The following is a 22,833-nucleotide window of genomic DNA, read 5'->3' as shown; positions in this document are numbered from 1 at the left end:
CGTGACTGGCGCCATCGAGCTGCCAGCCGACAAGGAAATGGTCATGCCTGGTGACAACGTGTCGATCACTGTGAAGCTGATCAACCCCATTGCCATGGAAGAAGGTCTGCGTTTCGCTATCCGCGAAGGTGGCCGTACGGTCGGCGCTGGCGTCGTGGCCAAGATCATTGCTTAATTCATAAGCAGAACAAGGAACCCGCCATGTCCAAGCAAAAAATCCGCATCCGCCTGAAGGCGTTTGACTACAAGCTGATCGACCAGTCCGCTGCCGAGATCGTTGACACCGCCAAGCGCACCGGCGCCATCGTCAAGGGCCCCGTGCCCCTGCCGACACGCATGAAGCGTTTCGACATCCTGCGTTCGCCCCACGTCAACAAGACGTCGCGCGACCAGCTGGAAATCCGTACGCACCAGCGTCTGATGGACATCGTGGACCCCACCGACAAGACAGTGGACGCCCTGATGAAGCTCGACCTGCCCGCTGGCGTGGACGTCGAAATCAAGCTGCAGTAATCCCGGAAGGCTGGCCCGCAAGGGCCGGTCGGATGGTTTGTAACGCGGACTTGCTTGAAAAAGCAGTCCGCGTTATACTTTAGGGCTTCGCCTTTCTCGCGCCTGCAAAGTCGCGGGGTCTGGGTGGAGTTTTATTAACCTTCTTTCGCACGCTGGCGCGCAAGTGCTGAGCAAAAACGCTGAGGCCAATTGAAGTCGCAGCGGTGAAAGTTTTGGAGAAAACCAATGAGTCTGAGCAACTCCCTCGGGTTGCTGGGTCGCAAAGTGGGCATGATGCGTCTGTTCACCGATGATGGGGACGCAGTGCCTGTTACGGTGGTGGATGTGTCCAACAACCGCGTTACCCAGATCAAAACCCAAGAGAACGATGGCTACGTGGCCCTGCAGGTCACGTTCGGTTCGCGCAAAGCATCGCGCGTGACCAAGCCAGAAGCCGGCCACCTTGCCAAGGCAGGTGTGGAAGCCGGTGAAATCATCCAGGAATTCCGCGTGACCGCAGAAACCGCCGGCAAGTACGCCGCTGGTGCTGCAGTGCCTGTGGCTGATGTTTTTGCTGTCGGCCAGAAGGTGGACGTGCAAGGCACCTCCATCGGTAAGGGCTACGCCGGTACCATCAAGCGCCACAATATGGCCTCGCAGCGCGCGTCGCACGGTAACAGCCGTTCGCACAACGTGCCAGGCTCTATCGGTATGGCACAAGACCCCGGTCGCGTGTTCCCCGGCAAGCGCATGACGGGCCACCTCGGCGACGTCACCAAGACCACGCAAAACCTCGATGTCATCCGCATCGACGAAGCGCGTCAACTGCTCTTGATCAAGGGCGCTATTCCGGGCTCCAAGGGTGGGTTCGTGACGGTGCGTCCCGCCATCAAGGCCAAAGCCTCCAAAGGAGCGAACTAATGCAGCTCGAACTCCTGAGCGACCAAGGCCAGAGCGCGTCCAAGCTGGACGTGCCTGAGACCGTGTTCGGTCGTGAATACAACGAAGATCTGGTGCACCAGATCGTGGTGGCCTACCAGGCCAACGCCCGCCAAGGCACTCGCGCCCAGAAGGACCGCGAACAAGTCCGTCACTCGACCAAGAAGCCTTTCAAGCAAAAGGGTACGGGTAACGCACGTGCTGGTATGACTTCCTCGCCTCTGTGGCGCGGGGGCGGTCGCATCTTCCCGAATCTGCCTGATGAAAACTTCAGCCAGAAGATCAACAAGAAGATGTACCGCGCTGGCATGTCTGCCATCTTGTCGCAGCTGGCCCGTGAAGGCCGCCTGGCTGTGGTGGATTCGCTCAAGCTCGAATCGCCCAAGACCAAGGTTCTGGCTGACAAGTTCAAGGCCATGAATCTGCAATCGGTGATGGTGATTGCCGATGAAGTGGACGAAAACCTGTACCTGGCTTCGCGCAATCTGGTGAACGTGCTCGTCGTCGAGCCCCGTTATGCCGATCCCGTGTCGCTGGTCCGTTTCAAGAAAGTGCTCGTCACCAAGGGTGCAATCGACAAACTCAAGGAGATGTTCGCATGAGCACGCTCAAGTTTGACGAAGGTCGTCTGATGCAAGTGCTGGTCGCTCCCATCGTGTCCGAAAAGGCCACCATGGTTGCTGAAAAGTCCAATGCTGTGACGTTCAAGGTGCTGCAGAACGCTACCAAGCCAGAAATCAAGGCCGCTGTGGAATTGATGTTCAAGGTTGAGGTCAAGGGCGTTTCCGTGGTGAACACCAAAGGCAAGACCAAGCGCTTCGGCAAGACCGTGGGCCGCCGCGACAACGTTCGCAAGGCATACGTCACGCTGCAGCCAGGTCAAGAGCTGAACCTGTCCGGGGAGGCTGCTTAATCATGGCCGTTATCAAGATGAAACCCACTTCGCCCGGCCAACGTGCCGTGGTGAAGGTCACGCGTGACCACCTGTACAAGGGTGAAGCGTTTGCACCCCTGCTGGAGCCTCAGTTCCAGAAGGCTGGCCGCAACAACAACGGTCACATCACCACCCGCCACAAGGGCGGTGGCCACAAGCACCACTACCGTGTGGTGGACTTCAAGCGCAACAAGGACGGCATTCCCGCCAAGGTTGAGCGCATTGAGTACGACCCGAACCGTACGGCCCACATCGCTCTGGTGTGCTATGCCGACGGCGAGCGCCGTTACATCATCGCTCCCCGCAACCTGGAAGTGGGCGCAACCCTGCTGTCCGGTTCGGAAGCCCCGATCCGCGCTGGCAACACGCTGCCTATCCGCAACATCCCCGTGGGTTCGACCATCCACTGCATCGAGCTGAAGCCCGGTGCTGGTGCACAGATCGCCCGCTCGGCTGGTGCTTCGGCAACGCTGCTGGCCCGTGAAGGCACCTACGCTCAAGTGCGTATGCGCTCGGGCGAAGTGCGCAAGATCCACATCGAATGCCGCGCCACCATTGGCGAAGTGGCCAACGAAGAACACAGCCTGCGCCAACTGGGCAAGGCCGGTGTGAAGCGCTGGATGGGTATTCGTCCTACGGTTCGCGGCGTGGCCATGAACCCGGTGGATCACCCTCACGGTGGTGGCGAAGGCCGCACCGGCGAAGGCCGCCATGCAGTCGATCCTTGGGGCAATCTGACCAAGGGTTATCGCACCCGTAACAACAAGCGCACACAGATCATGATCGTGTCGCGTCGCAAGAAGTAAGGGGTAACAGATGACTCGCTCTCTCAAAAAGGGTCCATTTGTTGACCATCACTTGCTGGCCAAGGTCGAAAAGGCCGTTGCCACCAAGGACAAGAAACCAGTCAAGACCTGGTCGCGTCGCTCCATGGTTCTGCCCGAGTTCATCGGTCTGACCATCGCCGTGCACAACGGCAAGCAACACGTGCCGGTCTATGTCACCGACCAGATGGTGGGCCACAAGCTGGGCGAATTCGCCCTGACGCGCACCTTCAAGGGTCACCCCGCTGACAAAAAAGCGAAGAAGTAAGGAACGACCATGTCTGAAACACGTGCAGTCCTCCGGGGCGTCCGTCTGTCGGTCGATAAGGGCCGTCTGGTCGCCGATCTGATCCGCGGTAAGAAGGTCGATCAAGCTCTGAACATCCTGACGTTCACGCAGAAAAAAGCTGCTGGCATCGTCAAGAAGGTTCTGGAGTCGGCCATCGCCAACGCCGAACACAACGATGGCGCTGACATCGACGAACTGAAGGTCAAGACCATCTACGTCGAACAAGGCACCACGCTCAAGCGCTTCACCGCGCGCGCCAAAGGCCGCGGCAACCGCATCAGCAAGCCCACGTGCCATGTGTACGTGACGGTTGGCAACTAAAGGCTCGGGAAGACTATGGGACAGAAAATCCATCCTACCGGCTTCCGCCTTGCGGTCAGCCGCAACTGGTCCAGCCGTTGGTACGCCAGCAACCGCGATTTCGCGGGCATGCTGGCCGAAGACATCAAGGTGCGTGAGTACCTGAAGGCCAAGCTCAAGAACGCGGCCGTGTCGCGCATCCTGATCGAGCGCCCCGCCAAGAACGCCCGTATCACCATTTACTCGGCCCGTCCTGGTGTGGTGATCGGCAAGAAGGGCGAAGACATCGAGAACCTGAAGAAGGAACTCGCGTCGCGCCTGGGCGTGCCTGTCGCAGTGAACATCGAAGAAGTGCGCAAGCCCGAAATCGATGCCAAGCTGATCGCCGACAGCATCACGCAGCAGCTCGAAAAGCGCATCATGTTCCGTCGCGCTATGAAGCGCGCCATGCAGAACGCCATGCGTCTGGGTGCTCAGGGCATCAAGATCATGTCGTCTGGCCGTCTGAACGGTATCGAAATCGCTCGCTGCGAGTGGTACCGTGAAGGCCGCGTGCCACTTCACACGCTGCGTGCTGACATCGACTACGGCACCTCTGAAGCCAAGACCACCTACGGTGTGATCGGCGTCAAGGTCTGGGTCTACAAGGGTGACACGCTGGGCCGCAATGACCTGCCCGCTGTGGAAACTCCTCGTCCAGACGAAGAGCGCCGCCCACGTGGCCCACGCCGTGATGGCCGCCCAGGTGGCGACCGTCCAGGCGCAGGCCGTGGCCCACGCCGCCCAGTGGGTGCGAACTCCGCACCTGCCGATGGCAGCGATAAGCCCGCCGAAGCCGGTGGCGCTGACAACACCGCCGTTAAGCGCGTACGCAAAGTCGCCGCGCCCGCTACAGCAGCGGACGGTAAAGGAGAATAACTATGCTGCAACCTGCTCGCCGTAAGTACCGCAAAGAGCAAAAAGGCCGTAACACCGGCGTCGCAACGCGGGGTGCCTCCGTTGCGTTCGGTGACTTCGGTCTGAAGTGCACGGACCGTGGCCGTCTGACTGCCCGTCAGATCGAAGCCGCACGCCGTGCGATCTCGCGCCACGTGAAGCGTGGCGGCCGCATCTGGATCCGCGTGTTCCCGGACAAGCCAATCTCTACCAAGCCCGCAGAAGTGCGTATGGGTAACGGTAAGGGCAACCCCGAGTACTACGTGGCCGAAATCCAGCCCGGCAAGATCGTGTTCGAAATCGTCGGCGTGCCCGAAGAACTGGCCCGTGAAGCGTTCCGCCTGGCTGCTGCCAAGCTGCCGCTGCGCACCACGTTCGTCAGCCGCCACCTTGGCGCTTAATTCAGGAGACCATGAAAATGACCAAAGCTACTGAATTGCGCCAAAAAGACGTCGCCGGCATCGAAACCGAAATCAAGGCGCTGCAAAAGGCCCACTTCGGCCTGCGCATGCAAAAGGCTACGCAGCAACTGGGTAACACCAACACGCTGCGCACCACCCGCCGCGATATCGCACGTGCCAAGACCATCCTTGCTGAAAAGCAAGCCGCCAAGTAAGGAGCCCCTATGACGGAAGCTAAAAAATCCCTCAAGCGCACCTTGGTTGGCAAGGTGGTCAGCGACAAGCGTAACAAGACCGTGACCGTGCTGATTGAGCGCCGTGTGAAGCACGAGCTCTACGGCAAGATCGTTGGCAAGTCGAGCAAGTACCACGCGCACGACGAAAACAACGAGTACAAGCTGGGTGACACAATCGAAATCACCGAAAGCCGTCCGCTGTCCAAGACCAAGAACTGGGTCGCGACCCGCTTGGTGCAAAAGGCTGGCCTGCTGTAATAGGCAGCGCTGCATTGGAGACCGGGAACCCCCGGTCTGCAAGGCCCTTCAAAACGACCCACAATGTGGGTCGTTTTGCTTTGTGGGCGTCCTTTTTTGACGTCCCGGCAGATTCCCGGGTTCATGTTCTGCCATGGACCTCTCAACCCTCCCTCCCACCACCTATCCCCAAGGAGATAACAATGATCAAAGTCGGTGACACCCTGCCAGCCAGCACGCTGATGGAATACTCGGAAGTTGAAGGCGAGGGCTGCAGCATTGGCCCGAACCCCGTGCCGGTGGACAAGGCCACGGCGGGCAAGACGATTGCCCTGTTTGCGCTGCCTGGCGCCTTCACCCCCACCTGCTCGGCCAAGCATGTGCCCGGCTATGTAGAAAAAGCGGCCGAGTTCAAGGCGGCCGGTGTGGACGAGATCTGGTGCGTGAGCGTGAACGACGCCTTCGTGATGGGCGCCTGGGCGCGGGACCAGAAGACCGACGGCAAGGTGCGCATGCTGGGCGACGGTGACGCCACCTTCGCCAAGGCCACCGGCCTCACGCTGGACCTGAACGGCAAGGGCCTGGGCCTGCGCAGCAACCGCTACTCGATGCTGGTGCGCGATGGCAAAGTGCTCACGCTCAACGTGGAAGCCCCTGGCAAGTTCGAAGTCAGCGACGCGGGCACGCTGCTCGAGCAAGCCCAGAAGGCCTGAGCTACCTCTCGCTCTCAGCCACGTCCGTGAACCGGATGGCACCGAACAGCCGCTGGAGTTTGTCCTTGCGGGACGGTGCCAACCACTGGCAAGCCCAGTGGATCTCGCCCTCCAGCCGGGCGCGCTCGCCCACATCCACCCCGGGTAACTGCGCCAGCCGGTGCAGCCGGGCCTTCAGGATGTCGTACTGCTCCCGGCTGTAGTTCGGGCGCTGGTTGACCACCAGACCCGTGACGGACTGGCGCCGATGGGCGGGCATCAGCCGGGTTTTGTCACTGCGCAGTGCAAAACCCTCGTCCTGCGCAATGGCGCCGACCCAGGCGCGCAGCGCGGCAAACTGGCCCTGCAGGTTCTGCGGTCCCGAAAACACCAGGTCATCGGCATACCGCGTGTAGCGTGCGCCAAAGCGCTGCGCCAGCGCATGCAGCCGCACATCCAACCCCAACGCGCACAGATTCGCCAGGGCAGGTGAGGTGGGCGCCCCCTGGGGCAGATGGAGCTGCGCCAGGCGGGCCGAGTTGGCCCGGCGCTGCGCAATCATCTGTGCTGAGGTCGGTGCGCTGTCTTCCCACAGCCGTTCGCGGACGGCGGCAGGCGTGCGGGTGGTGGTCAGACGCGTGAGCAGCTCGGCTGCCGGGCGGCCATGCCCCAGTGCGCGCCAGAGGGCGCGCACGCGTGTGGCGCTGATGTGGGTGAAAAAATCGGCCAGATCAAAACGGACCACCACGGCCTGCCGGGTGTGCACCTGCGCGTGGCTGCCCACGCTGCGGCCGCGTACAAAGCCGTGCGCGGCCTCGTGGGTGGGGATGTGCGCCAGCAGCTTGTCGAGAATGTTGCGCTGCGCGGCTGCCAGGCGCGTTCGTGGTGCTTCTAGCAGGCGCAAGCCGCCGCTGGCTTTGAGCAGCAGGCGATAGCGGTAGTGTGAAACGGGCAAGGCGTGGCCGCCGCCTTGGGGCTCGCGCCAACGGCTGTGCTCGGGCGCCAGCCAGAGCAGATCTTCCAAAGGGATGCCCAGGGCCTGTGCCAGGTCCTGGGCGTTGCCCAGCAAGGGGCACAGGGGTTCTCGGCCCATCCAGGCGGGCGCCATGCCCGCTGTGCCAGGGCGCAGCAGCCAGTGCAAAGGCCTGCCGGTGCGGCGGCTGGCCGCCCAGGTGCGGAAGCTTTGGGCCAGTTGGGCGTCGGTCCATTGGTGCCAGGGGGCTGTAGAGGCACCGGGGTCGTCATCTTCACCATCACCGTCGATGTCCTGGTCCCACAGGCCGATGTCGTCGTCTTCAGCGGCCGGGTCGCCGTCCTCTTGCGACTGCCAGGGCGCGGTGGCATTGCGCACCCCGGCCTTGCGCCACCAGAAACCCCGGCACAGCCAGGTGGCGAGGTCTTCGGGCTCCAGCCGGGCCCATTCGGCTGCGGACACCGTGGACAGGCGGCGCAGTTGCTCAAACAGCGCCTCGGGCAGGGGGTGCGGGTCGGGCGCGGGCGGGGACTGGCCCAGGCAGTGCCCAGCACGGGCCGCCAGCGCGTGCAGGGTGCGGCGATCGGGGCTGTCCGCATCGGCCAGCAGGGCCAATGCCAAGGCCCTGGCCAGGGCGCGGATGGGGGCCGACAGCTTCATGGCGCGGCGCTCAGAAAAAGGTTGGCCTGGCACCAACCAGCGGGTTGGGCGCGAACATGTTGCCACTGCTGGCGGGAGGTTCGCGCGCCGCAATGTGCGCGTTGAAGAACACCGTGGGGCTGCCCCACGGCCCGAACCTGTGCAGGCTCGACATGCTTGGCACCAGGCCGCTGTGATTCTATGTGAACTATCAAATTGATAGCTATCAGCGCTTATGGGATGCGCGCAGAGGCCCCAAAAAGCTCAAGAAATATCGACCTTGAGGTAGTGCGCTCCGGCAATGGGGTTGTGATAGTAAGGCGGGATCTCTTCAAAGCCCAGGTCGGTGTACAGCGCGCGGGCGGACTCCATGTCGTCCAGGGTGTCGAGCAGCACGCAGGCATAGCCTGCCTGCCGCGCGCGGTCCAGCATGGCCTCGGCCAGTTCGCGCCCCAGGCCAAAACCGCGAAACGCCTTGCGCACAAACAGGCGCTTCATCTCGCTGGCGTTGGGGTAGTCGGCGGCGTCCAGCGGGCGCAGGGCGCAGCAGCCGGCCACGGCGCCTTCGACCACGGCCACCAGCAGGGCGCCGCGTGGCTCCGCGTAGTCGCCGGGCAGCTGGGCGAGTTCGGCGTCAAAGCCCTGGAAACACAGGTCCACGCCCAGTGTGCTGGCGTATTCCCGGAAGATGTCGCGCACGGCGTCCAGCTCGGCGGGGGTGCTGGGGGTTCGCAGGGTGATGGAAGGCTTGTCCAAAACGCTAGGGGGCAAAACGATGGAAGCCGCAGTGTAGCGAGGTCGTTCCTGGACCAGGCCGTCAGAACCCTGCCGCCATGGCCAGCGACGAGACCCACCAGGCCAGCCCGGCGCTTCCGGCCAGCACCAACAGCGCCAGGGTGCGGCTCAGGGCGTCGTCGCGCGACGGTGCGGCGGGCACGGGCAGGGCCTTGTCGCCGCCCAGCATGGGGCGCACCAGGGTGTGCTTGCGCACCAGCACATAGAACAGCACGGCCAGCACATGCAGGGCGATCAGGCCCAGCACGAGGTACTGGCCAATCTCCTTGTGGTAGCCCGTGGCCTGGCCCACCACAGCGCTGGAGACAAAACGCGTGAGCGGGCCCGCGAAGGCGATTTCGTCGTCGCTCAGCAGGCCTGTGCCCACCTGCGCGCCCAGCACGGCCAGCAGCGCAAACACCGACAGCGCACCCAGCGGGCTGTGCCCGGCACTGTCTTCGGGGTGGGCGTTGCCACGCAGGTAGCGCACCAGCCGGGCGGGCGAATACAGAAAAGCCGAGAAGCGCGACCAGCGCCCGCCGATCAGCCCCCAGACCACCCGGAACACCAGCAGCGCCAGCACGGCGTAGCCCAGGCGAAAGTGCCATTCCATGGCGTTGCCGCCCACCTTGGCGGTGATGACCAACCCCACCACGCAGACGGCCAGGGCCCAGTGGAAGAGGCGGGTGGGAAGGTCCCAGATGCGTACGGTGTGTTGCGTCATGGTGGCGAAGGCAGGGGAGGAGAGGAGGGGATGGGCGCATTGTGAAGGACGCTGCGCCCGGCTGGAAGGGCCCCGGCCATGCGAAAACGCGCCCGAAGCGGCATACTGCCAGCGGGCCCCAAGGTGGGAGCCCACCCCACGACAAAGGAAATCTCCCATGAAAGCACTTGCCGCATTTGCCCTTGCCGCCGCCACGCTGACCCTGTCGGCACCTGCCTCGGCCCAGTTTGCCAAGGCCGAGGACGCCATCAAATACCGCCAGAGCGCACTCTTCGTGATGGGCCAGCATTTTGGCCGCCTGGGCGCCATGGCCAATGGCCGCGTGCCGTTTGATGCCAAGGCTGCGCAGGAGAACGCGGACATCGTCGCCGACATGGCCAAGCTGCCCTGGGCCGGTTTTGGCGCGGGCACGGACAAGGGCGCTCCCACCAAGGCGCTGCCGGAGATCTGGACGGAGCAGGCCAAGTTCAAGGAGCATTCCGACAAGCTGCAGGCCGAGACCGTCAAGCTGGCCGCCGCTGCCAAGACGGGCAACCTCGACAACCTCAAGACCGCATTCGGCGCAGCGGCAGGTACCTGCAAGGCCTGCCATGACAACTACCGTGCGAAGTGATGTCTGCTATCAAATAAGTAGCTATTAGGGTAAGCCTATAAGGCGCAAGGGGCTGATTTCTCAAGGAATCAGCCCCTTTGTTCGTCAGAGCGGCACCGCCGTCCGGCTCACACTTTGTCAGGTCTCTGCCAGCAGCTTCTCGATGAGCTGGTGCAGCTCGGGGAAGTTGGGCGCGCCCACATAGGTTTTCACGATCTCGCCGCGCTTGTTCACGATGAAAGTCGAGGGCGTCAGGCGCACATCGCCCCAGGCCTTGGCCACGTTGCCGGTGTTGTCGATCGCCACCTTGAAGGGCAGCTTGCGCGTTTCGGCAAAGTTCACCACGTAGCTGGGCGGGTCGTAGCTCATGGCCACGGCCAGGGTCTCGAACCCCTTGGTGTTGTACTTGTTGTAGGTGGCGACGATCTCGGGCATCTCAGCCACGCAGGTGGTGCAGCTCGTGGCCCAGAAGTTGACCAGGGTGACCTTGCCCTTCAGGTCGGCGGTGGATTTGCTGGAGCCGTCCAGAAGCACAAAGGTCGATGCGGGCGCTTCGGCGCGGCCCGTGTCCAGGTACACGTACGCGCCCACGGCCGCAAACGCTGCCACTGCCACACCTGCTGCCCAATGCTTGATCGCCATGACTTCACCATCCATCCAGAAAAATCGAGGGGCTGAGGCCCACACGGCATTGTGCCGGATGGGCGCCCCTGGGGGTCGATTCGATCCCCAGGCAAAAGTTCGGGCCACTCTGCAGATAATGGGCCGATGCATAGGACATTGACCGGGGCGCTGGCCCTGCTGCTGCTGGCGGGCTGCAGCCCCGCGCTGAACTGGCGCACCGTGCCGCTGCCCGAGGCGGGCCTCACCATCACGCTGCCCTGCAAGCCCGACCAGGCCACCCGCACCGTGGAGCTGGCCGGGGCGCCGGTGGCGCTGGCCATGGTGGGCTGCGATGCCGATGGCGCGACCTTTGCCGTGTCCCACGCGGCGCTGGCCGACCCGGCCCAGGTGGGCACGGCGCTCACCCACTGGCGGGCGGCTGTGCTGGCGCGCTTGGGGCCACAGGCAACCACCTCGGCGGCCGACACCCCCTACACACCGCGCGGCGCCTTGCCGCTGCCACAGTCGCTGCGCACGGTGGCCCAGGGCCAGCGTGCCGATGGCTCGGTGGTCACGGCGCAGGCCGTGTGGTTTGCGCGCGCTGCAGGCCCCGAGGTGCGGCTGTTCCACGCGGTGGTCTACAGCCAGAAACCCCGGCCCGAGGTGGCCGAGCAGTTTTTTGCCGGCCTGGCGTTGCCATGAGCGGCGTGTTGTCGCGGCGCTCTGCCGTCATTGTTTTCCTGGCGTTTGCGTTTGCCTATTTTTTGTCGGCGCTGGTGCGCGCCGTCACGGCCACGCTGGCGCCCACGCTGGCGGCAGAGTTTGCGCTGCAGGCACGTGACCTGGGGCTGCTGGCCGGGGGCTACTTTCTGGGCTTTTCGGCCACGCAGCTGCCGCTGGGCACGTGGCTGGACCGCCACGGGCCCAAGAAGGTGGCGTTGGGGTTTCTGGGCGTGGCCGTGGTGGGCAGCCTGGTGTTTTCGGCGGCCACCGGGTTTTCGGGCCTGCTGGCCGGGCGCGTGTTGTGTGGTGCAGGTGTCAGCGCCTGCCTGATGGCGCCGCTCACGGGCTACCGGCGTTGGCTGGACCCTGTGGCCCAGATGCGGGCGAATTCGTGGATGCTGATGACCGGCTCGCTGGGCATGGTGGCATCCACGCTCCCCGTGCAGTGGGCCTTGCCGCTGGTGGGCTGGCGCCCGCTGTTCTGGGGGCTGGCGGTGTTGATTGCGCTGTCGATGGTGGTGATCGCCCTGTGGGTGCCGGGCTGGGGCCCGGCGGCACAGCCGAAGGCAGACTCTAGCGCCGCAGAGGCCGTGCCCCAGGGCTATGGCGTGGTGTGGCGCCACCCTTACTTCCAGCGCCTCGCGCCGCTGGGGTTCTTCTGTTATGGCGGCATGGTGGCCATGCAGACCCTGTGGGCCGGGCCGTGGATGCAGCGGGTGGCGGGCTACACCGCGCTGGAGGCCGCCACTGGCCTGTTCTGGATCAATGTGTCCATGCTCTGCACCTTCTGGACCTGGGGCATGCTCAACCCCTGGCTGCTGCGCAAGGGGTTTGGGGCCGACCGGCTCATGGCCTGGGGCCTGCCGTTGTGCTCGGTGGTGCTGCTGGGCATCATCCTGGCCGGGCCGCAGGCCGGGGGCGGGGCCTGGGCGCTGTTTTGCGTGTCGTGCACCTTTGTGTCGCTGTCGCAGCCCGCCGTGGCCATGGCGTTCCCGCAGGCGCTGGCGGGGCGGGCGCTTTCGGCCTACAACCTGGTGATCTTTGTGGGCGTGTTTGTGGTGCAGTGGGGCATTGGCCTGGCGGTGGATGCGTTTGCGGGCGCGGGCCTGGCCACGGTACCTGCGTTCCAGGCGGCCATGGCGGTGTACCTGGTGTGCAACGCGGGCGCCTATGCGTGGTTCCTGCTGCGGGGGCGGCGCCATAATGTGCTGCCAACCCCTGCACCATGAAGACCGACGCCCACCCAGCCGCCTCCACGCACCGCACCGGGCCCCTGCGCCCTGTGGTCCGTTGACGCTCTGTTGCGCGCAGGTCATGACCATGAGCCCCACCAGCATCCTCATCATTGCCCACGCCCCGCTGGCCCACGCGCTGCGCGAATGTGCCCTGCACGTGTTTGCCGATTGCGGTGACAGCGTGGCCGCGCTGGATGTGCTGCCCAACCAGCCGCCCGAAGAGTCGCTGGCCCAGGCGCGCATCCTGCTGGAGCAGCTGGGCACCGATTCCACCCTGGTGCTGACCGATGTGTTCGGCGCCACGCCGTGCAACGTGGCGCAGCGCCTGGTCGATGGCGTGCGCTCGCGCCTGGTGACGGGCGCCAACCTGCCCATGCTGCTGCGCGCCGTGAGCTACCGGGCCGAACCCCTCGACTCCGTGGTCAGCCGCGCGGTGGTGGGGGGCACGCAAGGGGTGATGCAGGTGGCCATTTCCGCGCCACAGAACCAGAACCGCCGTCACCGACATGATCAAGACCCGTACGACCATCAGCAATAAACTGGGCCTGCACGCCCGCGCATCGGCCAAGCTCACCAAGCTGGCTGGCAGCTTTCCCTGCGACGTTTTCATGAGCAAGGGCGACCGCCGCATCAACGCCAAGAGCATCATGGGCGTGATGATGCTGGCCGCCGGGCTGGGCTCCGAGGTGGAGCTGGAAACCAACGGCGACCGCGAGCAAGAGGCGATGGACGCCCTGCTGGCGCTGATCAACGACAAATTTGGCGAAGGGGAGTGATCCCCTCGACCGTTTTCTTGGCCCTTTTGACCCCGTGACACCACCATGACCTTCTCCGTCCACGGTCTCGCCGTTGCCCGCGGCATCGCCATCGGCCGCGCCGTGCTGGTGGCATCGAGCCGGGTGGATGTGGCGCACTATTTTGTGGAGCCCTCCCAGGTCGAGGGCGAGATCGAGCGCGTGCGCCAGGGCCGCAATGCCGTGGTCGAAGAGTTGCAGCGCCTGCAGACCGACATGCCCGCCGACGCGCCGCACGAGCTGACCGCGCTGCTGGACGTGCACCTGATGCTGCTCCAGGACGAGGCCCTCACAGGCGGCGTCAAGCACTGGATCACCGAGCGCCTGTACAACGCCGAGTGGGCGCTCACCACGCAGCTCGAAGTGATTGCGCGCCAGTTCGACGAGATGGAGGACGAGTACCTGCGCGAGCGCAAGGCCGACCTGGAGCAGGTGGTCGAGCGCATCCTGCGCCACATGAAGGGCGTGGCCAGCCCCGTGGCACCGCCCGCCAGCAGCCCGCGCCGCAAGACGCAGCAAGACCTGCTGCTGGACGACACGGTGGACGTCCCCCTGGTGCTGGTAGCGCACGACCTCTCGCCCGCCGACATGCTGCAGTTCAAGCAAAGCGTGTTCGCCGGGTTTGTGACCGATGTGGGTGGCAAGACCAGCCACACCGCCATCGTTGCGCGCAGCATGGACATCCCCGCCGTGGTGGGCGCGCGCGCCGCCAGCCAGCTGGTGCGGCAGGACGACTGGGTCATCATCGACGGCGATGCGGGCGTGGTCATCGTCGATCCCTCGCCCATCATCCTGGCCGAATACGGCTTTCGCCAGCGCCAGGTGGAGCTGGAGCGCGAGCGCCTGGCCCGTCTGCGCCATACCCCTGCTGTCACGCTCGACGGCCACAAGATCGAGCTGCTGGCCAACATCGAGCAGCCCGGCGACGCCGCCGCCGCCGTGCGCGCGGGCGCTGTGGGCGTGGGCCTGTTCCGCAGTGAATTTCTGTTCATGGGCAAAACCGGCAACCTGCCCGGCGAGGACGAGCAGTACCGCGCCTACTGCGAGGCCATCGACGGCATGCAGGGCCTGCCGGTCACCATCCGCACCATCGACGTGGGCGCCGACAAGCCGCTCGATAACAAGGCCCACAAGGACAACTACCTGAACCCCGCGCTGGGCCTGCGCGCCATCCGCTGGAGCCTGGCCGACCCGGCCATGTTCCGCACCCAGCTGCGCGCCGTACTGCGTGCGGCCGCGCATGGCAAAGTCAACCTGCTGTTCCCCATGCTCGCGCACACGCACGAGATCCAGCAGACCCTGGCGCAGGTGGACCTGGCCCGCGCCGAGCTGGATGCGCGCGGCGAGCCCTACGGCCCGGTGCAGCTGGGCGCCATGATCGAAGTGCCCGCCGCCGCGCTCATGGTGCGCACCTTCCTCAAGTACTTCGACTTCCTCTCGATCGGCACCAACGACCTGATCCAGTACACCCTGGCCATCGACCGCGCCGACGAGGCCGTGGCGCACTTGTACGACCCGCTGCACCCCGCCGTGTTGCGCCTGGTGGGCGACGTGATCGCCGAGGGCGAGCGCCAGGGCAAGAGCGTGTGTGTGTGCGGCGAAACGGCGGGCGACGTGACCATGACGCGCCTGCTGCTGGGCCTGGGCCTGCGCAGCTTCTCCATGCACCCGGCGCAGATCCTGGCGATCAAGCAGGAGGTGCTGCGCGCCGACACCCGCAAGCTCGCGCCCTGGGCGCAGCAGGTGATTGGCGGCGAGGAGCCAGCCGCGCTACTCGTGTCGTGAGTAAGTATCAAAAGTGATAGCATAAGAGACACGCTGATCAGGCGCAAAGGGCCCATTTGACTCACATTTCTGCGCCCGCTGCAGACGCCTCCCTCATCGACTCACGCCAGGCCCTGCAGCGCCTGCTGGTCACGCTGGGCCTGGTGGTGCTGGGCAACAGCAGCATGTATGTGGTGTCGGTGGTGCTCCCGGCCGTGCAGGCCGAGTTCGGCGTCGGCCGCGCCAGCGCCTCGCTGCCCTACACGCTGATGATGGTCTGCCTGGGGCTGGGCGGCTTGCTCACCGGCCGGCTGGCGGACCGCTACGGCCTCACGCCCGTGCTCTGGCTGGGCGCGCTGGCCGTGCTGGGCGGTTTTGTGGGCGCGGCGTTCTCCGGCAGCATCTGGGCGTTTGGCATCGCGCATGCGGTGATGGGCTTCATCGGCAGCTCGGCCACGTTTGCGCCGCTGCTGGCCGACACCGCGCTGTGGTGGAACCGGCGGCGCGGCATTGCGGTGGCGGTGTGCGCCAGCGGCAACTACGTGGCGGGCGCCCTCTGGCCTCCCATCGTGCAGTACGGCATCGACACCGTTGGCTGGCGGCCCACCTACATGGCGCTGGGCGTGGTCTGTGGCTTGGGCATGCTGGCGCTGTCGTTGCGCATGCGCCAGCGCCCACCCGCCATCCAGGCTGAAGCGGCAGGCGCCAGCACCATGCCCGTGGACCGCGCCCGCCCCTTTGGCCTGGCGCCGGGCACCGCGATGGCGCTGCTGTGTGTGGCGGGCGTGGCCTGCTGCGTGGCCATGGCCATGCCCCAGGTGCACATCGTCGCCTACTGCACCGACCTCGGGTTTGGCGCCGCCCAGGGCGCGCAGATGCTGTCGCTCATGCTCGCCTGCGGCATCGTGAGCCGCCTGGTCTTCGGGCTCATCTGCGACCGCATCGGCGGCATCCGCACGCTGCTGCTGGGCTCGGCCCTGCAGGGTGTGGCGCTGCTGCTGTTTCTGCCCTACGACGGGCTGGTGCCGCTGTACGTTATCTCGGCGCTGTTCGGCCTGTTCCAGGGCGGCATCGTGCCGACCTACGCCATCATCGTGCGCGAGCACTTTGCGCCCGCCCAGGCCAGCGTGCGCGTGGGCGCCGTGATCATGGCCACGCTGGTGGGCATGGCGCTGGGCGGCTGGCTGTCGGGCTGGATCTTCGACATCACCGGCAGCTACCACGCGGCCTTTGTGAACGGCATCGGCTGGAACCTGCTGAACCTCTCCGTCACCGGCTGGTTGTTTCTGCGGGTACGCAGGAAAGTGCAAATTTGATAGCTATAAATGCTTGATGGACGCGCGGTAGACGCCAATTTTGTTTGTATTTCTAGCGTGCCCGCATGCCCATGATGGCCGCACCGATGATCATCACCGTCGCCAGCGCAATGCTGGCGCTGAACGAGCGCCCGCTCACCACGATCAGCAGGGCGGTCGAGGCCAGCGGCGTGATGTAGCTCAGGATGCCGATGTGCCGCGCGTCGCCCAGCTTGAGCGCCTTGTCCCACATGAAGAACGACGCCCCCAGCGGCCCCAGGCCCAGCACTGCCAGCAGCGCCCAGTCGCGCGGCTGCAGGCTGACGGCGGGCTCCAGCGCCACATGGCACAGCAGCGACAGCACCCCCGACACCAGCCCGAACAGCCCGATGGCCGTGGTCGGGAAGGCGGCCACGCGTTTGGTCAGCAGCGAGTAGGTGGCCCAGATGAAGGCGGCAGCCAGCGCGGGCAGGTAGCCCCAGGCCAGGGTGCCGCTCAACTCGCGCCCACCGGCAATCGCAATGGCTGCGCCCCCAAACCCCAGCAGCGCCGCCAGCACATGCGGAAGGCGCAGCGCCACGCCGGGCAGCACCACGGGCGAAAGCACCACGATGAACAGCGGCCAGAGGTAGTTGACCAGGTTGGCTTCGACCGGCGGCGCATGGCGCAGCGCGATGAACAGCAGGAAGTGGTAGGCGAACAGGCCGTACACCCCCAGCGCCAGCGTGCGCAGCGGAATGCGCCACTGCGACGGGTCGCGCAGCACGAACGGCCAGGCGGGCACGCTGCCGATGATGAGCGCAACGCCCGTGAGCAGGAACGGCGGAATGTGGGTGAGCGACACGCCCAGCGAGGCGAGCGAGGCCCACAGCGCAATGGCGCCCAGGGCATAGAGGTTGGCTTGCATGGGGGCCGAGCTTACGCGCACCCATCGTCGCGCAACGGCGGTTTGTCGTCGCGTGCGGGGGGTTGCCCCGCGTCCAGGGTCAAGGATGCTGGGTGCGGCGCAGGGCGGCCGTGAGGGCCGAGGGCGAGCGGTAGCCGGTGCGCCGCGCCACTTCGGCCACCGCCATGCCCGTGCTGCGCAGCAGCCGGGCCTGCGCCAGCCGCTGGCTGCGCAGCCAGGCCATGGCGCCCATGCCCTGGTCGCCCTGGCAGCGGGCGGCAAACTGGCTGGGGCTCAGGTGCACCTGCGCGGCCAGGTCGGCCACGGTCAGCTCGGTGTGCCACTGCCGTGCGGCCCATTGCTGCAGCGCAGGCCAGTCGATGGGGCGGCGGCGCGTGGGGCCCGGGGCTGCGTACGGCTGTGTGGCAGGCCCGTGCCCAGCGGCCAGCCAGGCCTCGCGCAGCAATGCGGGGCCATGGGCCAGCGCCAGCGGGCGGCCCTGCTGCAGCGCACTGGCCAGGTAGTGCGCCAGGGGCAGCGCCTGGGCGGGCGGGGTCATCGCCCCGGGCAGGCGCGCGAGTGCAGCCCAGGCCGGGTGGGCGCTGTCGAGCACCAGGCACAGGCTGCCCCCTGCGGACTCGAAATCGTGCCGGTCCCCCGGAGCGATGACACAGCCCCCGCCAGTAGCCACCCGCACGCCGCGCCCTTCCACCTCCAGCTCCAGCGCACCCGACAGCCCCAGCAGGATCTGGAAGTGGTCGTGGCTGTGGCTGCCGGGGGAGGCGCCGTAGCGGCGCAGGGAGAGCTGGTCTGGGGTGTCCATAGGGGGCGTCCGACCCCGGATTTTGCTGCAACCGCTGGCTTGGCTCCAGAGGAGCAAGGGCGGGGCCGTTGCTGCCAAGGCTGCCATTTATTGCTTCGCGGTTTGAATTTATGTTGCTAGAGTGATTTGGAACATTCAGCAACAAGGAACTCATATGGTTTCAAATGCAGGTGTGGCACCGCCTGCAGAGCTTGCAGGGGGCAGTCCCGACGAGTTGTTGTCGTGCCTGCTCATCGTGGCCAAGGCGCATGGCCTGCCGTCCACCGCCGAGGCGGTGATGGCGGGCCTGCCCGCTGACCAGCACCGGCTCACGCCCGGGCTGTTTGGGCGTGCTGCGCGCCGCGCCCACATGAGCAGCCGCTTGGTGCGCGAGCCATTGGCCCGTGTCAAGGACGTGTTGCTGCCCGCCGTGTTGTTGTTGCAGGGCGAGCGCGCCTGCGTGCTGCTGGGCTGGAGCGAGGGGCGCAGCGAGGCGCTGGTCGTTTTGCCCGAGCTGGGCGATGCGCCCATCCAGGTATCGCGCGCCGCGCTGGAGGCGGACTACCTCGGGACCACGGTGTATGTGCGGCCATCCCAGCGCTTCGATGCGCGGGCGCCGCAGGTGAAAGCCGGTCGGCATGGGCACTGGTTCTGGTCCGTGCTGGCAGAAAACCATGGCCTGTACCGCGATGTGCTGCTGGCCGCGCTGCTGGCGAACCTGTTCGCGCTGGGCATGCCCATCTTCACCATGAATGTGTACGACCGCGTGGTGCCCAACAACGCGGTGGACACCCTGTGGGTGCTGGCGCTCGGGCTGTCCATCATGCTCGTGGGGGACCTGGTGCTGCGCACCCTGCGGGGCCGGTTTGTGGACCTGGCCAGCAGCCGCGCGGATGTGAAGCTGTCGGCCCACATCATGGAGAAGGTGCTGGGCACACGCATGGAGCAGCGGCCTGCATCGGCGGGGTCGTTCGCGTCGAACCTGCGGTCTTTCGAGTCGGTGCGGGATTTCATCAGTTCGGCCTCGGTGGTGGCGTTCATCGATCTGCCCTTTGCGCTGATTTTTGTTGTGGTGATCGGCTGGATTTCCTGGCCCATGCTGATTCCGCTGGTCATTGGTGCGCTGGTGATGCTGCTCTATGCGCTGGCGGTGCAGGGGCGCATGCACGAGCTGTCCGAGACCACCTACCGCGCGGGCGCACAGCGCAATGCCACCCTGGTCGAGGCGCTGGTGGGCTTCGAGACCGTGAAGGCGCTGGGCGCCGAGGCGCCGCTGCAGCGCAAGTGGGAACGCAGCACGGCCTTGCTGGCGCGGGTGGGCGTGCAGCTGCGCTTGCTATCGGCCACGGCGAGCAACAGCTCGGCCTTCCTGCAGCAGCTCATCAACCTGGTCATCGTGATCCTGGGTGTGTACATGATTGGCGAGCGCCAGCTCACCATGGGCGGCCTGATCGCCTGCACCATGCTGGCCTCGCGCGCCATGGCGCCGGTGGGGCAGGTGGCGGGGCTGCTGGTGCAGTACCACACGGCGTCCACGGCGCTGACCTCGCTGAACGAAATGATGAAGCGCGAGGTGGACCGGCCCGAAGGGGCCAGCTTCATCAGCCGGGGGCGGCTCCACGGGGGCATCGAGTTCCGCGATGTGAGTTTTACCTACCCGGGCCAGCAGGCAGCATCGCTGCGCAATGTGACGCTGAACATCAAGCCCGGAGAGCGCGTGGCCATCTTGGGGCGCATCGGCTCGGGCAAGACCACGCTGCAGAAACTGATCCTGGGGCTGTACCGGCCCACCTCGGGGGCGGTGCTCATTGACGGGATCGACCTGCGGCAGCTGGACCCCGCCGAGCAGCGGCGGCAGATGGGCTATGTGCAGCAGGATGTGATGCTGTTCTACGGATCGCTGCGCGACAACATCACGCTGGGGGCGCCGCTGGCAGACGATGAGTCGGTGGTGCGCGCGGCCGAGATCGGGGGCATCCTGCCCCTCATCAATGCCCATCCCCAGGGGTTCGACATGCTGGTGGGGGAGCGTGGGGAGTCGCTGTCCGGGGGGCAGCGCCAGGGGGTGTCGATTGCCCGGGCAGTGATCAACGACCCGGCCGTGTTGCTGCTCGACGAGCCCACCTCGTCCATGGACCATTCGAGCGAAGAAGACATCAAGCGCCGCCTAGCAGATTTTTCCAAGGGCCGCACCTTGGTGCTCATCAGCCACAGGACGTCGCTGCTGGAGCTGGTGGACCGCATCATCGTGATGGATGCCGGCCGCGTGGTGGCCGACGGACCCAAGGAGCAGGTGGTGCAGGCGCTGCGGCAGGGGCGCATCGGGAAGGCGGTGTGACATGGCCGAACTCAACGAGAAAGCCTTCCAGCAGATCGGGCGCGTCGTCAAGACGGGTGGAGCGGCCAGCGACTCCATCTTTGGCCGCATGGTCAAACGGCTCACGCCGGCAGGGGCTGCCGAATCGCTGGACTGGGCGGACGACGCCGACTGGGCGCGCCTGCAGCAGGAGCCTCTGCGCGCCCGCGCACTGCTGCGCCTGGCGGTTCTCTTTTTGCTGCTGCTGGTGCTCTGGGCCGCGTATGCCGAACTGGACGAAGTGACACGCGGCGATGGCAAGGTGGTGCCCACCAGCCAGGTGCAGGTGATCCAGAGCGTGGACGGCGGCATTGTGGAAGAGCTGCCCGTGCGCGAAGGGCAACTGGTGGAGGCGGGCCAGTTGCTGCTGCGTGTGGACTCCACCCGGTTTCTGTCTACCATGCTCGAAAGCCGGGCCAGTCTGCTGGCACTGCAGGCCAAGGCCTTGCGCCTGCAGGCCCTGACCCAAGGGGGCAGTTTCATTCCGCCACCCGAGCTGCTGCGGGATGCCCCGGACATCGTGGCGCAGGAGATGCGCCTGTACCGGTCGCGGCGCGAGGAGATCAGCGCGCAGGTATCCATCTCACAGAACCAGCTGATGCAGCGGCAGCAGGAACTCAACGAGGTGCGCGCGCGCAAGGAACAGGCCGAGCGGGGGTTGGAGCTGATGTTGAAAGAGCTGAATGCCACCAAGCCCATGGTGGCCACGGGCGCCGTTTCCGAGGTCGAGGTGCTGAGGCTCGACCGCGAGGTGGCGCGGCTGCGGGGTGACCGAGAGCAAGCGGATGCGCAGATTTCAAGGGTCCAGGCGGCCATCCAGGAGGCTTCCCGGCGCATCGAGGAGGTGCAGCTCACGGCGCGCAACCAGATGAGTGCGGAGCTGTCAGAGACCATGAGCAAACTCTCCAGCATGTCGGAAGGCGGCCGCGCGCTCGCCGACAAGGTCAAGCACGCCGACATTCGCTCGCCCGTGCGTGGCACGGTCAAGCGCCTTCTGGTCAATACCGTGGGGGGGGTGGTGCAGCCTGGCAAGGAGGTCGTGGAAATCGTACCTTCGGATGACGCCCTGATCCTGGAGGCGCAGGTGAGTCCGCGCGACATCGCCTTTTTGCATCCAGGCCAGGAGGCCATGGTCAAGTTCACGGCCTACGATTTTTCCATCTATGGGGGGCTGGTGGCCGAAGTGGTCAATATCAGCGCGGATTCGGTGGTGGATGAAAAGGGCAACGCCAACTACCTGGTGCGTGTGCGCACGCGCAAGGCCAGCCTGGGCCCCAACCTGCCCATCATTCCGGGCATGGTGGCGCAGGTGGACATCCTCACAGGCAAGAAGACTGTGCTGGCCTACCTTCTCAAACCTGTGTTGCGCGCCAAGGCCAACGCCTTGTCGGAGAGGTGAGATCCATGCGTCATTTTTTGGCCAGTGACTCTGTGCAGCCATCAGACCGCTGGTGGATGGCCTTTCCAGAGGGGGCCTGTTTTGGCAAAGCCGACAGGGCCGCCCTGATGGAGGCCTTGCAAAAGGCCGGTGAAACGCCGGCGGCCGCGTGGCTGAGCACGGAGTATTCCGATTGGCCGGAGCTGCTGCGCGCGGTGCTGGCGCAGGCCCCCGCAGCCCGTGTGGTGGTGGTGTCCGGCGTGCCCGATGACCGCGAGGGGTTGCGTGCCATCAATGAGGGCGCGCGGGCGTACTGCCATCTTTTTGCCGTCCCCGAAATGCTGCAGGAGGTGGCCGTGGTGGTGCAGCACGGGGGCCTGTGGGTGGGGCCCGCGCTGGTGGCCCGGCTGGCGGCTGCTACCTGGAGTCTGACGGCTTCGCAGACCGCGCCGCAGGACCAGGAGGAATTGCAGCGGCTGCTGTCCTCGCGTGAGCTGGAGGTGGCCCAGGCGGTGGCGCGGGGGCTCTCCAACAAGGAAATCGCCGAGAAGCTGTTTATTTCGGAGCGGACGGTGAAGGCCCATCTCGGGTCCACCTTCGAGAAGCTCCATGTGCGTGACCGCGTGCAGCTGGTGCTGCGCCTCAACCAAGGGGCCAACGGCCATGCCTGACAAAGACACCCATCCCTTGAGCTCTTCGGACGCGGGGTTGGCCCGGGTCACGGAGGACCTGATCGAGTTGCTGATCGCGCGGGGCGTCATCCGCTTCACCGATCTGCCATTGGCCGCGCAGAACAAATTGCTGGAACGCAAGGAGACGCGGGCGCGCCTGAGTAATAGCCTGGATCTATTGGGAGACGATTCGGGCAACGAAACGATTTGAGTGCCAGGGGGCGTCAGACCCCAAAAGTGGACCTAAGTCCAATGGTGAGCCAGAGGCCCCGCCGGTAGCCTTCACAGCTATCAGTCACATGCCGTTCTTCTGGGCAAAAGGCGCAGAAGTTTCTGGTTTACCG

At 65.5% G+C, this 22,833-nt stretch carries 29 protein-coding genes and 1 pseudogene; 24 read left to right on the top strand and 6 right to left on the bottom strand.

Translation table 11 applies throughout. The annotated features are described in order from the left end of the window. The 13 genes and pseudogenes from AvAM_RS25555 to AvAM_RS25495 form a co-directional block, all read left to right on the top strand. A pseudogene (locus tag AvAM_RS25555) lies at positions 1–175 on the top strand (elongation factor Tu); the annotation flags it as partial. A gap of 26 nt (positions 176–201) precedes the next feature. Next, on the top strand, positions 202–513 hold the full coding sequence (gene rpsJ, locus AvAM_RS25550; protein WP_005796953.1) for a 30S ribosomal protein S10: 312 nt from the start codon (positions 202–204) through the stop codon (positions 511–513). Positions 514–738: 225 nt separating this feature from the next. Beyond that, a complete protein-coding gene (gene rplC / locus AvAM_RS25545) occupies positions 739–1,413 on the top strand; it encodes a 50S ribosomal protein L3 (RefSeq protein ID WP_063460174.1) in 675 nt (224 codons plus the stop codon). Beyond that, entirely contained in the window at positions 1,413–2,033 is a 621-nt protein-coding gene (gene rplD / locus AvAM_RS25540; protein WP_137749703.1) for a 50S ribosomal protein L4, read from the top strand. The genes rplC and rplD overlap by 1 nt, the downstream gene beginning before the upstream one ends. After that, a complete protein-coding gene (gene rplW / locus AvAM_RS25535) occupies positions 2,030–2,344 on the top strand; it encodes a 50S ribosomal protein L23 (protein WP_007847815.1) in 315 nt (104 codons plus the stop codon). The genes rplD and rplW overlap by 4 nt, the downstream gene beginning before the upstream one ends. Positions 2,345–2,346: 2 nt before the next feature. Beyond that, entirely contained in the window at positions 2,347–3,171 is an 825-nt protein-coding gene (gene rplB, locus AvAM_RS25530; RefSeq protein WP_063460173.1) for a 50S ribosomal protein L2, read from the top strand. Positions 3,172–3,181: 10 nt separating this feature from the next. Then, positions 3,182–3,457, top strand: a complete 276-nt coding sequence (gene rpsS / locus AvAM_RS25525; protein WP_010467177.1) for a 30S ribosomal protein S19 — start codon at positions 3,182–3,184, stop codon at positions 3,455–3,457. Between the two features lie 9 nt (positions 3,458–3,466). Next, a complete protein-coding gene (rplV, locus tag AvAM_RS25520; RefSeq protein WP_005796970.1) occupies positions 3,467–3,799 on the top strand; it encodes a 50S ribosomal protein L22 in 333 nt (110 codons plus the stop codon). A 15-nt stretch (positions 3,800–3,814) separates the two neighbouring features. Then, positions 3,815–4,696, top strand: a complete 882-nt coding sequence (rpsC, locus tag AvAM_RS25515) for a 30S ribosomal protein S3 (RefSeq protein WP_137749702.1) — start codon at positions 3,815–3,817, stop codon at positions 4,694–4,696. 2 nt (positions 4,697–4,698) lie between these two features. Next, entirely contained in the window at positions 4,699–5,115 is a 417-nt protein-coding gene (rplP, locus tag AvAM_RS25510; protein ID WP_015012190.1) for a 50S ribosomal protein L16, read from the top strand. A 17-nt stretch (positions 5,116–5,132) separates the two neighbouring features. Further along, positions 5,133–5,330: a 50S ribosomal protein L29 gene (gene rpmC, locus AvAM_RS25505; RefSeq protein WP_137749701.1), complete on the top strand. Its 198-nt coding sequence runs from the start codon at positions 5,133–5,135 to the stop codon at positions 5,328–5,330. Positions 5,331–5,339: 9 nt separating this feature from the next. Further along, positions 5,340–5,609, top strand: coding sequence for a 30S ribosomal protein S17 (rpsQ, locus tag AvAM_RS25500; protein WP_063460171.1), 270 nt, complete (start codon positions 5,340–5,342; stop codon positions 5,607–5,609). Between the two features lie 182 nt (positions 5,610–5,791). Beyond that, on the top strand, positions 5,792–6,301 hold the full coding sequence (locus AvAM_RS25495; RefSeq protein WP_137749700.1) for a peroxiredoxin: 510 nt from the start codon (positions 5,792–5,794) through the stop codon (positions 6,299–6,301). A gap of 1 nt (position 6,302) precedes the next feature. Here the strand turns inward: AvAM_RS25495 and AvAM_RS25490 are convergent, their stop codons facing one another. From AvAM_RS25490 to AvAM_RS25480, 3 genes are all read right to left on the bottom strand, one after another. Next, complete coding sequence (locus tag AvAM_RS25490) at positions 6,303–7,913, bottom strand: reverse transcriptase family protein (RefSeq protein WP_137749699.1); 1,611 nt, start codon at positions 7,911–7,913, stop codon at positions 6,303–6,305. A gap of 243 nt (positions 7,914–8,156) precedes the next feature. Then, positions 8,157–8,648 carry a GNAT family N-acetyltransferase gene (locus AvAM_RS25485; RefSeq protein WP_137749698.1) on the bottom strand — a complete coding sequence of 164 codons (492 nt, stop codon included), beginning with the start codon at positions 8,646–8,648 and terminating at the stop codon, positions 8,157–8,159. Between the two features lie 61 nt (positions 8,649–8,709). Further along, positions 8,710–9,390 carry a cytochrome b/b6 domain-containing protein gene (locus tag AvAM_RS25480; protein WP_137749697.1) on the bottom strand — a complete coding sequence of 227 codons (681 nt, stop codon included), beginning with the start codon at positions 9,388–9,390 and terminating at the stop codon, positions 8,710–8,712. A gap of 157 nt (positions 9,391–9,547) precedes the next feature. Here AvAM_RS25480 and AvAM_RS25475 point away from each other — a divergent pair, with 157 nt between their 5' ends. Then, positions 9,548–10,003 carry a cytochrome c gene (locus AvAM_RS25475; protein ID WP_137749696.1) on the top strand — a complete coding sequence of 152 codons (456 nt, stop codon included), beginning with the start codon at positions 9,548–9,550 and terminating at the stop codon, positions 10,001–10,003. A 117-nt stretch (positions 10,004–10,120) separates the two neighbouring features. Here AvAM_RS25475 and AvAM_RS25470 read toward each other — a convergent pair whose 3' ends face one another. Then, a complete protein-coding gene (locus tag AvAM_RS25470) occupies positions 10,121–10,624 on the bottom strand; it encodes a TlpA disulfide reductase family protein (RefSeq protein WP_137749695.1) in 504 nt (167 codons plus the stop codon). Between the two features lie 126 nt (positions 10,625–10,750). On the opposite strand from AvAM_RS25470, the gene AvAM_RS25465 reads away from it, so the two are divergent. The 6 genes from AvAM_RS25465 to AvAM_RS25440 all read left to right on the top strand — a co-directional run bounded on the left by AvAM_RS25465 (position 10,751) and on the right by AvAM_RS25440 (position 16,417). Then, a complete protein-coding gene (locus AvAM_RS25465; protein WP_137749694.1) occupies positions 10,751–11,287 on the top strand; it encodes a hypothetical protein in 537 nt (178 codons plus the stop codon). Next, complete coding sequence (locus AvAM_RS25460) at positions 11,284–12,537, top strand: MFS transporter (protein WP_137749693.1); 1,254 nt, start codon at positions 11,284–11,286, stop codon at positions 12,535–12,537. The genes AvAM_RS25465 and AvAM_RS25460 overlap by 4 nt, the downstream gene beginning before the upstream one ends. A 91-nt stretch (positions 12,538–12,628) precedes the next feature. Beyond that, positions 12,629–13,081 carry a PTS sugar transporter subunit IIA gene (locus AvAM_RS25455; protein ID WP_137749692.1) on the top strand — a complete coding sequence of 151 codons (453 nt, stop codon included), beginning with the start codon at positions 12,629–12,631 and terminating at the stop codon, positions 13,079–13,081. Continuing rightward, positions 13,050–13,319 carry an HPr family phosphocarrier protein gene (locus tag AvAM_RS25450; RefSeq protein ID WP_137749691.1) on the top strand — a complete coding sequence of 90 codons (270 nt, stop codon included), beginning with the start codon at positions 13,050–13,052 and terminating at the stop codon, positions 13,317–13,319. The genes AvAM_RS25455 and AvAM_RS25450 overlap by 32 nt, the downstream gene beginning before the upstream one ends. 45 nt (positions 13,320–13,364) lie before the next feature. After that, on the top strand, positions 13,365–15,122 hold the full coding sequence (ptsP, locus tag AvAM_RS25445; RefSeq protein WP_137749690.1) for a phosphoenolpyruvate--protein phosphotransferase: 1,758 nt from the start codon (positions 13,365–13,367) through the stop codon (positions 15,120–15,122). 56 nt (positions 15,123–15,178) lie between these two features. Beyond that, complete coding sequence (locus tag AvAM_RS25440) at positions 15,179–16,417, top strand: MFS transporter (RefSeq protein WP_375708172.1); 1,239 nt, start codon at positions 15,179–15,181, stop codon at positions 16,415–16,417. A gap of 52 nt (positions 16,418–16,469) precedes the next feature. Here the strand turns inward: AvAM_RS25440 and AvAM_RS25435 are convergent, their stop codons facing one another. Next, positions 16,470–17,303, bottom strand: coding sequence for a DMT family transporter (locus AvAM_RS25435; RefSeq protein WP_137749689.1), 834 nt, complete (start codon positions 17,301–17,303; stop codon positions 16,470–16,472). Between the two features lie 79 nt (positions 17,304–17,382). Further along, positions 17,383–18,105 carry an AraC family transcriptional regulator gene (locus AvAM_RS25430; protein ID WP_137749688.1) on the bottom strand — a complete coding sequence of 241 codons (723 nt, stop codon included), beginning with the start codon at positions 18,103–18,105 and terminating at the stop codon, positions 17,383–17,385. A gap of 154 nt (positions 18,106–18,259) precedes the next feature. Between AvAM_RS25430 and AvAM_RS25425 the strand changes: the two genes are divergently transcribed. Genes AvAM_RS25425 through AvAM_RS25410 form a run of 4 tightly spaced genes read left to right on the top strand, consistent with a single transcriptional unit; the run spans position 18,260 to position 22,700 of the window. Continuing rightward, a complete protein-coding gene (locus AvAM_RS25425) occupies positions 18,260–20,422 on the top strand; it encodes a type I secretion system permease/ATPase (protein WP_137749687.1) in 2,163 nt (720 codons plus the stop codon). A gap of 1 nt (position 20,423) precedes the next feature. Beyond that, complete coding sequence (locus AvAM_RS25420) at positions 20,424–21,839, top strand: HlyD family type I secretion periplasmic adaptor subunit (RefSeq protein ID WP_137749686.1); 1,416 nt, start codon at positions 20,424–20,426, stop codon at positions 21,837–21,839. A 5-nt stretch (positions 21,840–21,844) separates the two neighbouring features. After that, positions 21,845–22,489 (top strand): response regulator transcription factor, encoded by a 645-nt coding sequence (locus tag AvAM_RS25415; protein ID WP_137749685.1) that lies wholly within the window; start codon positions 21,845–21,847, stop codon positions 22,487–22,489. After that, a complete protein-coding gene (locus AvAM_RS25410; RefSeq protein WP_137749684.1) occupies positions 22,482–22,700 on the top strand; it encodes a hypothetical protein in 219 nt (72 codons plus the stop codon). The genes AvAM_RS25415 and AvAM_RS25410 overlap by 8 nt, the downstream gene beginning before the upstream one ends. The last annotated feature ends 133 nt before the right edge of the window (positions 22,701–22,833 follow it).

Source organism: Acidovorax sp. NB1, assembly GCF_005405905.1.
GTDB lineage: Bacteria > Pseudomonadota > Gammaproteobacteria > Burkholderiales > Burkholderiaceae_C > Acidovorax.
This window is presented reverse-complemented; position numbering and strand designations above follow the sequence as displayed.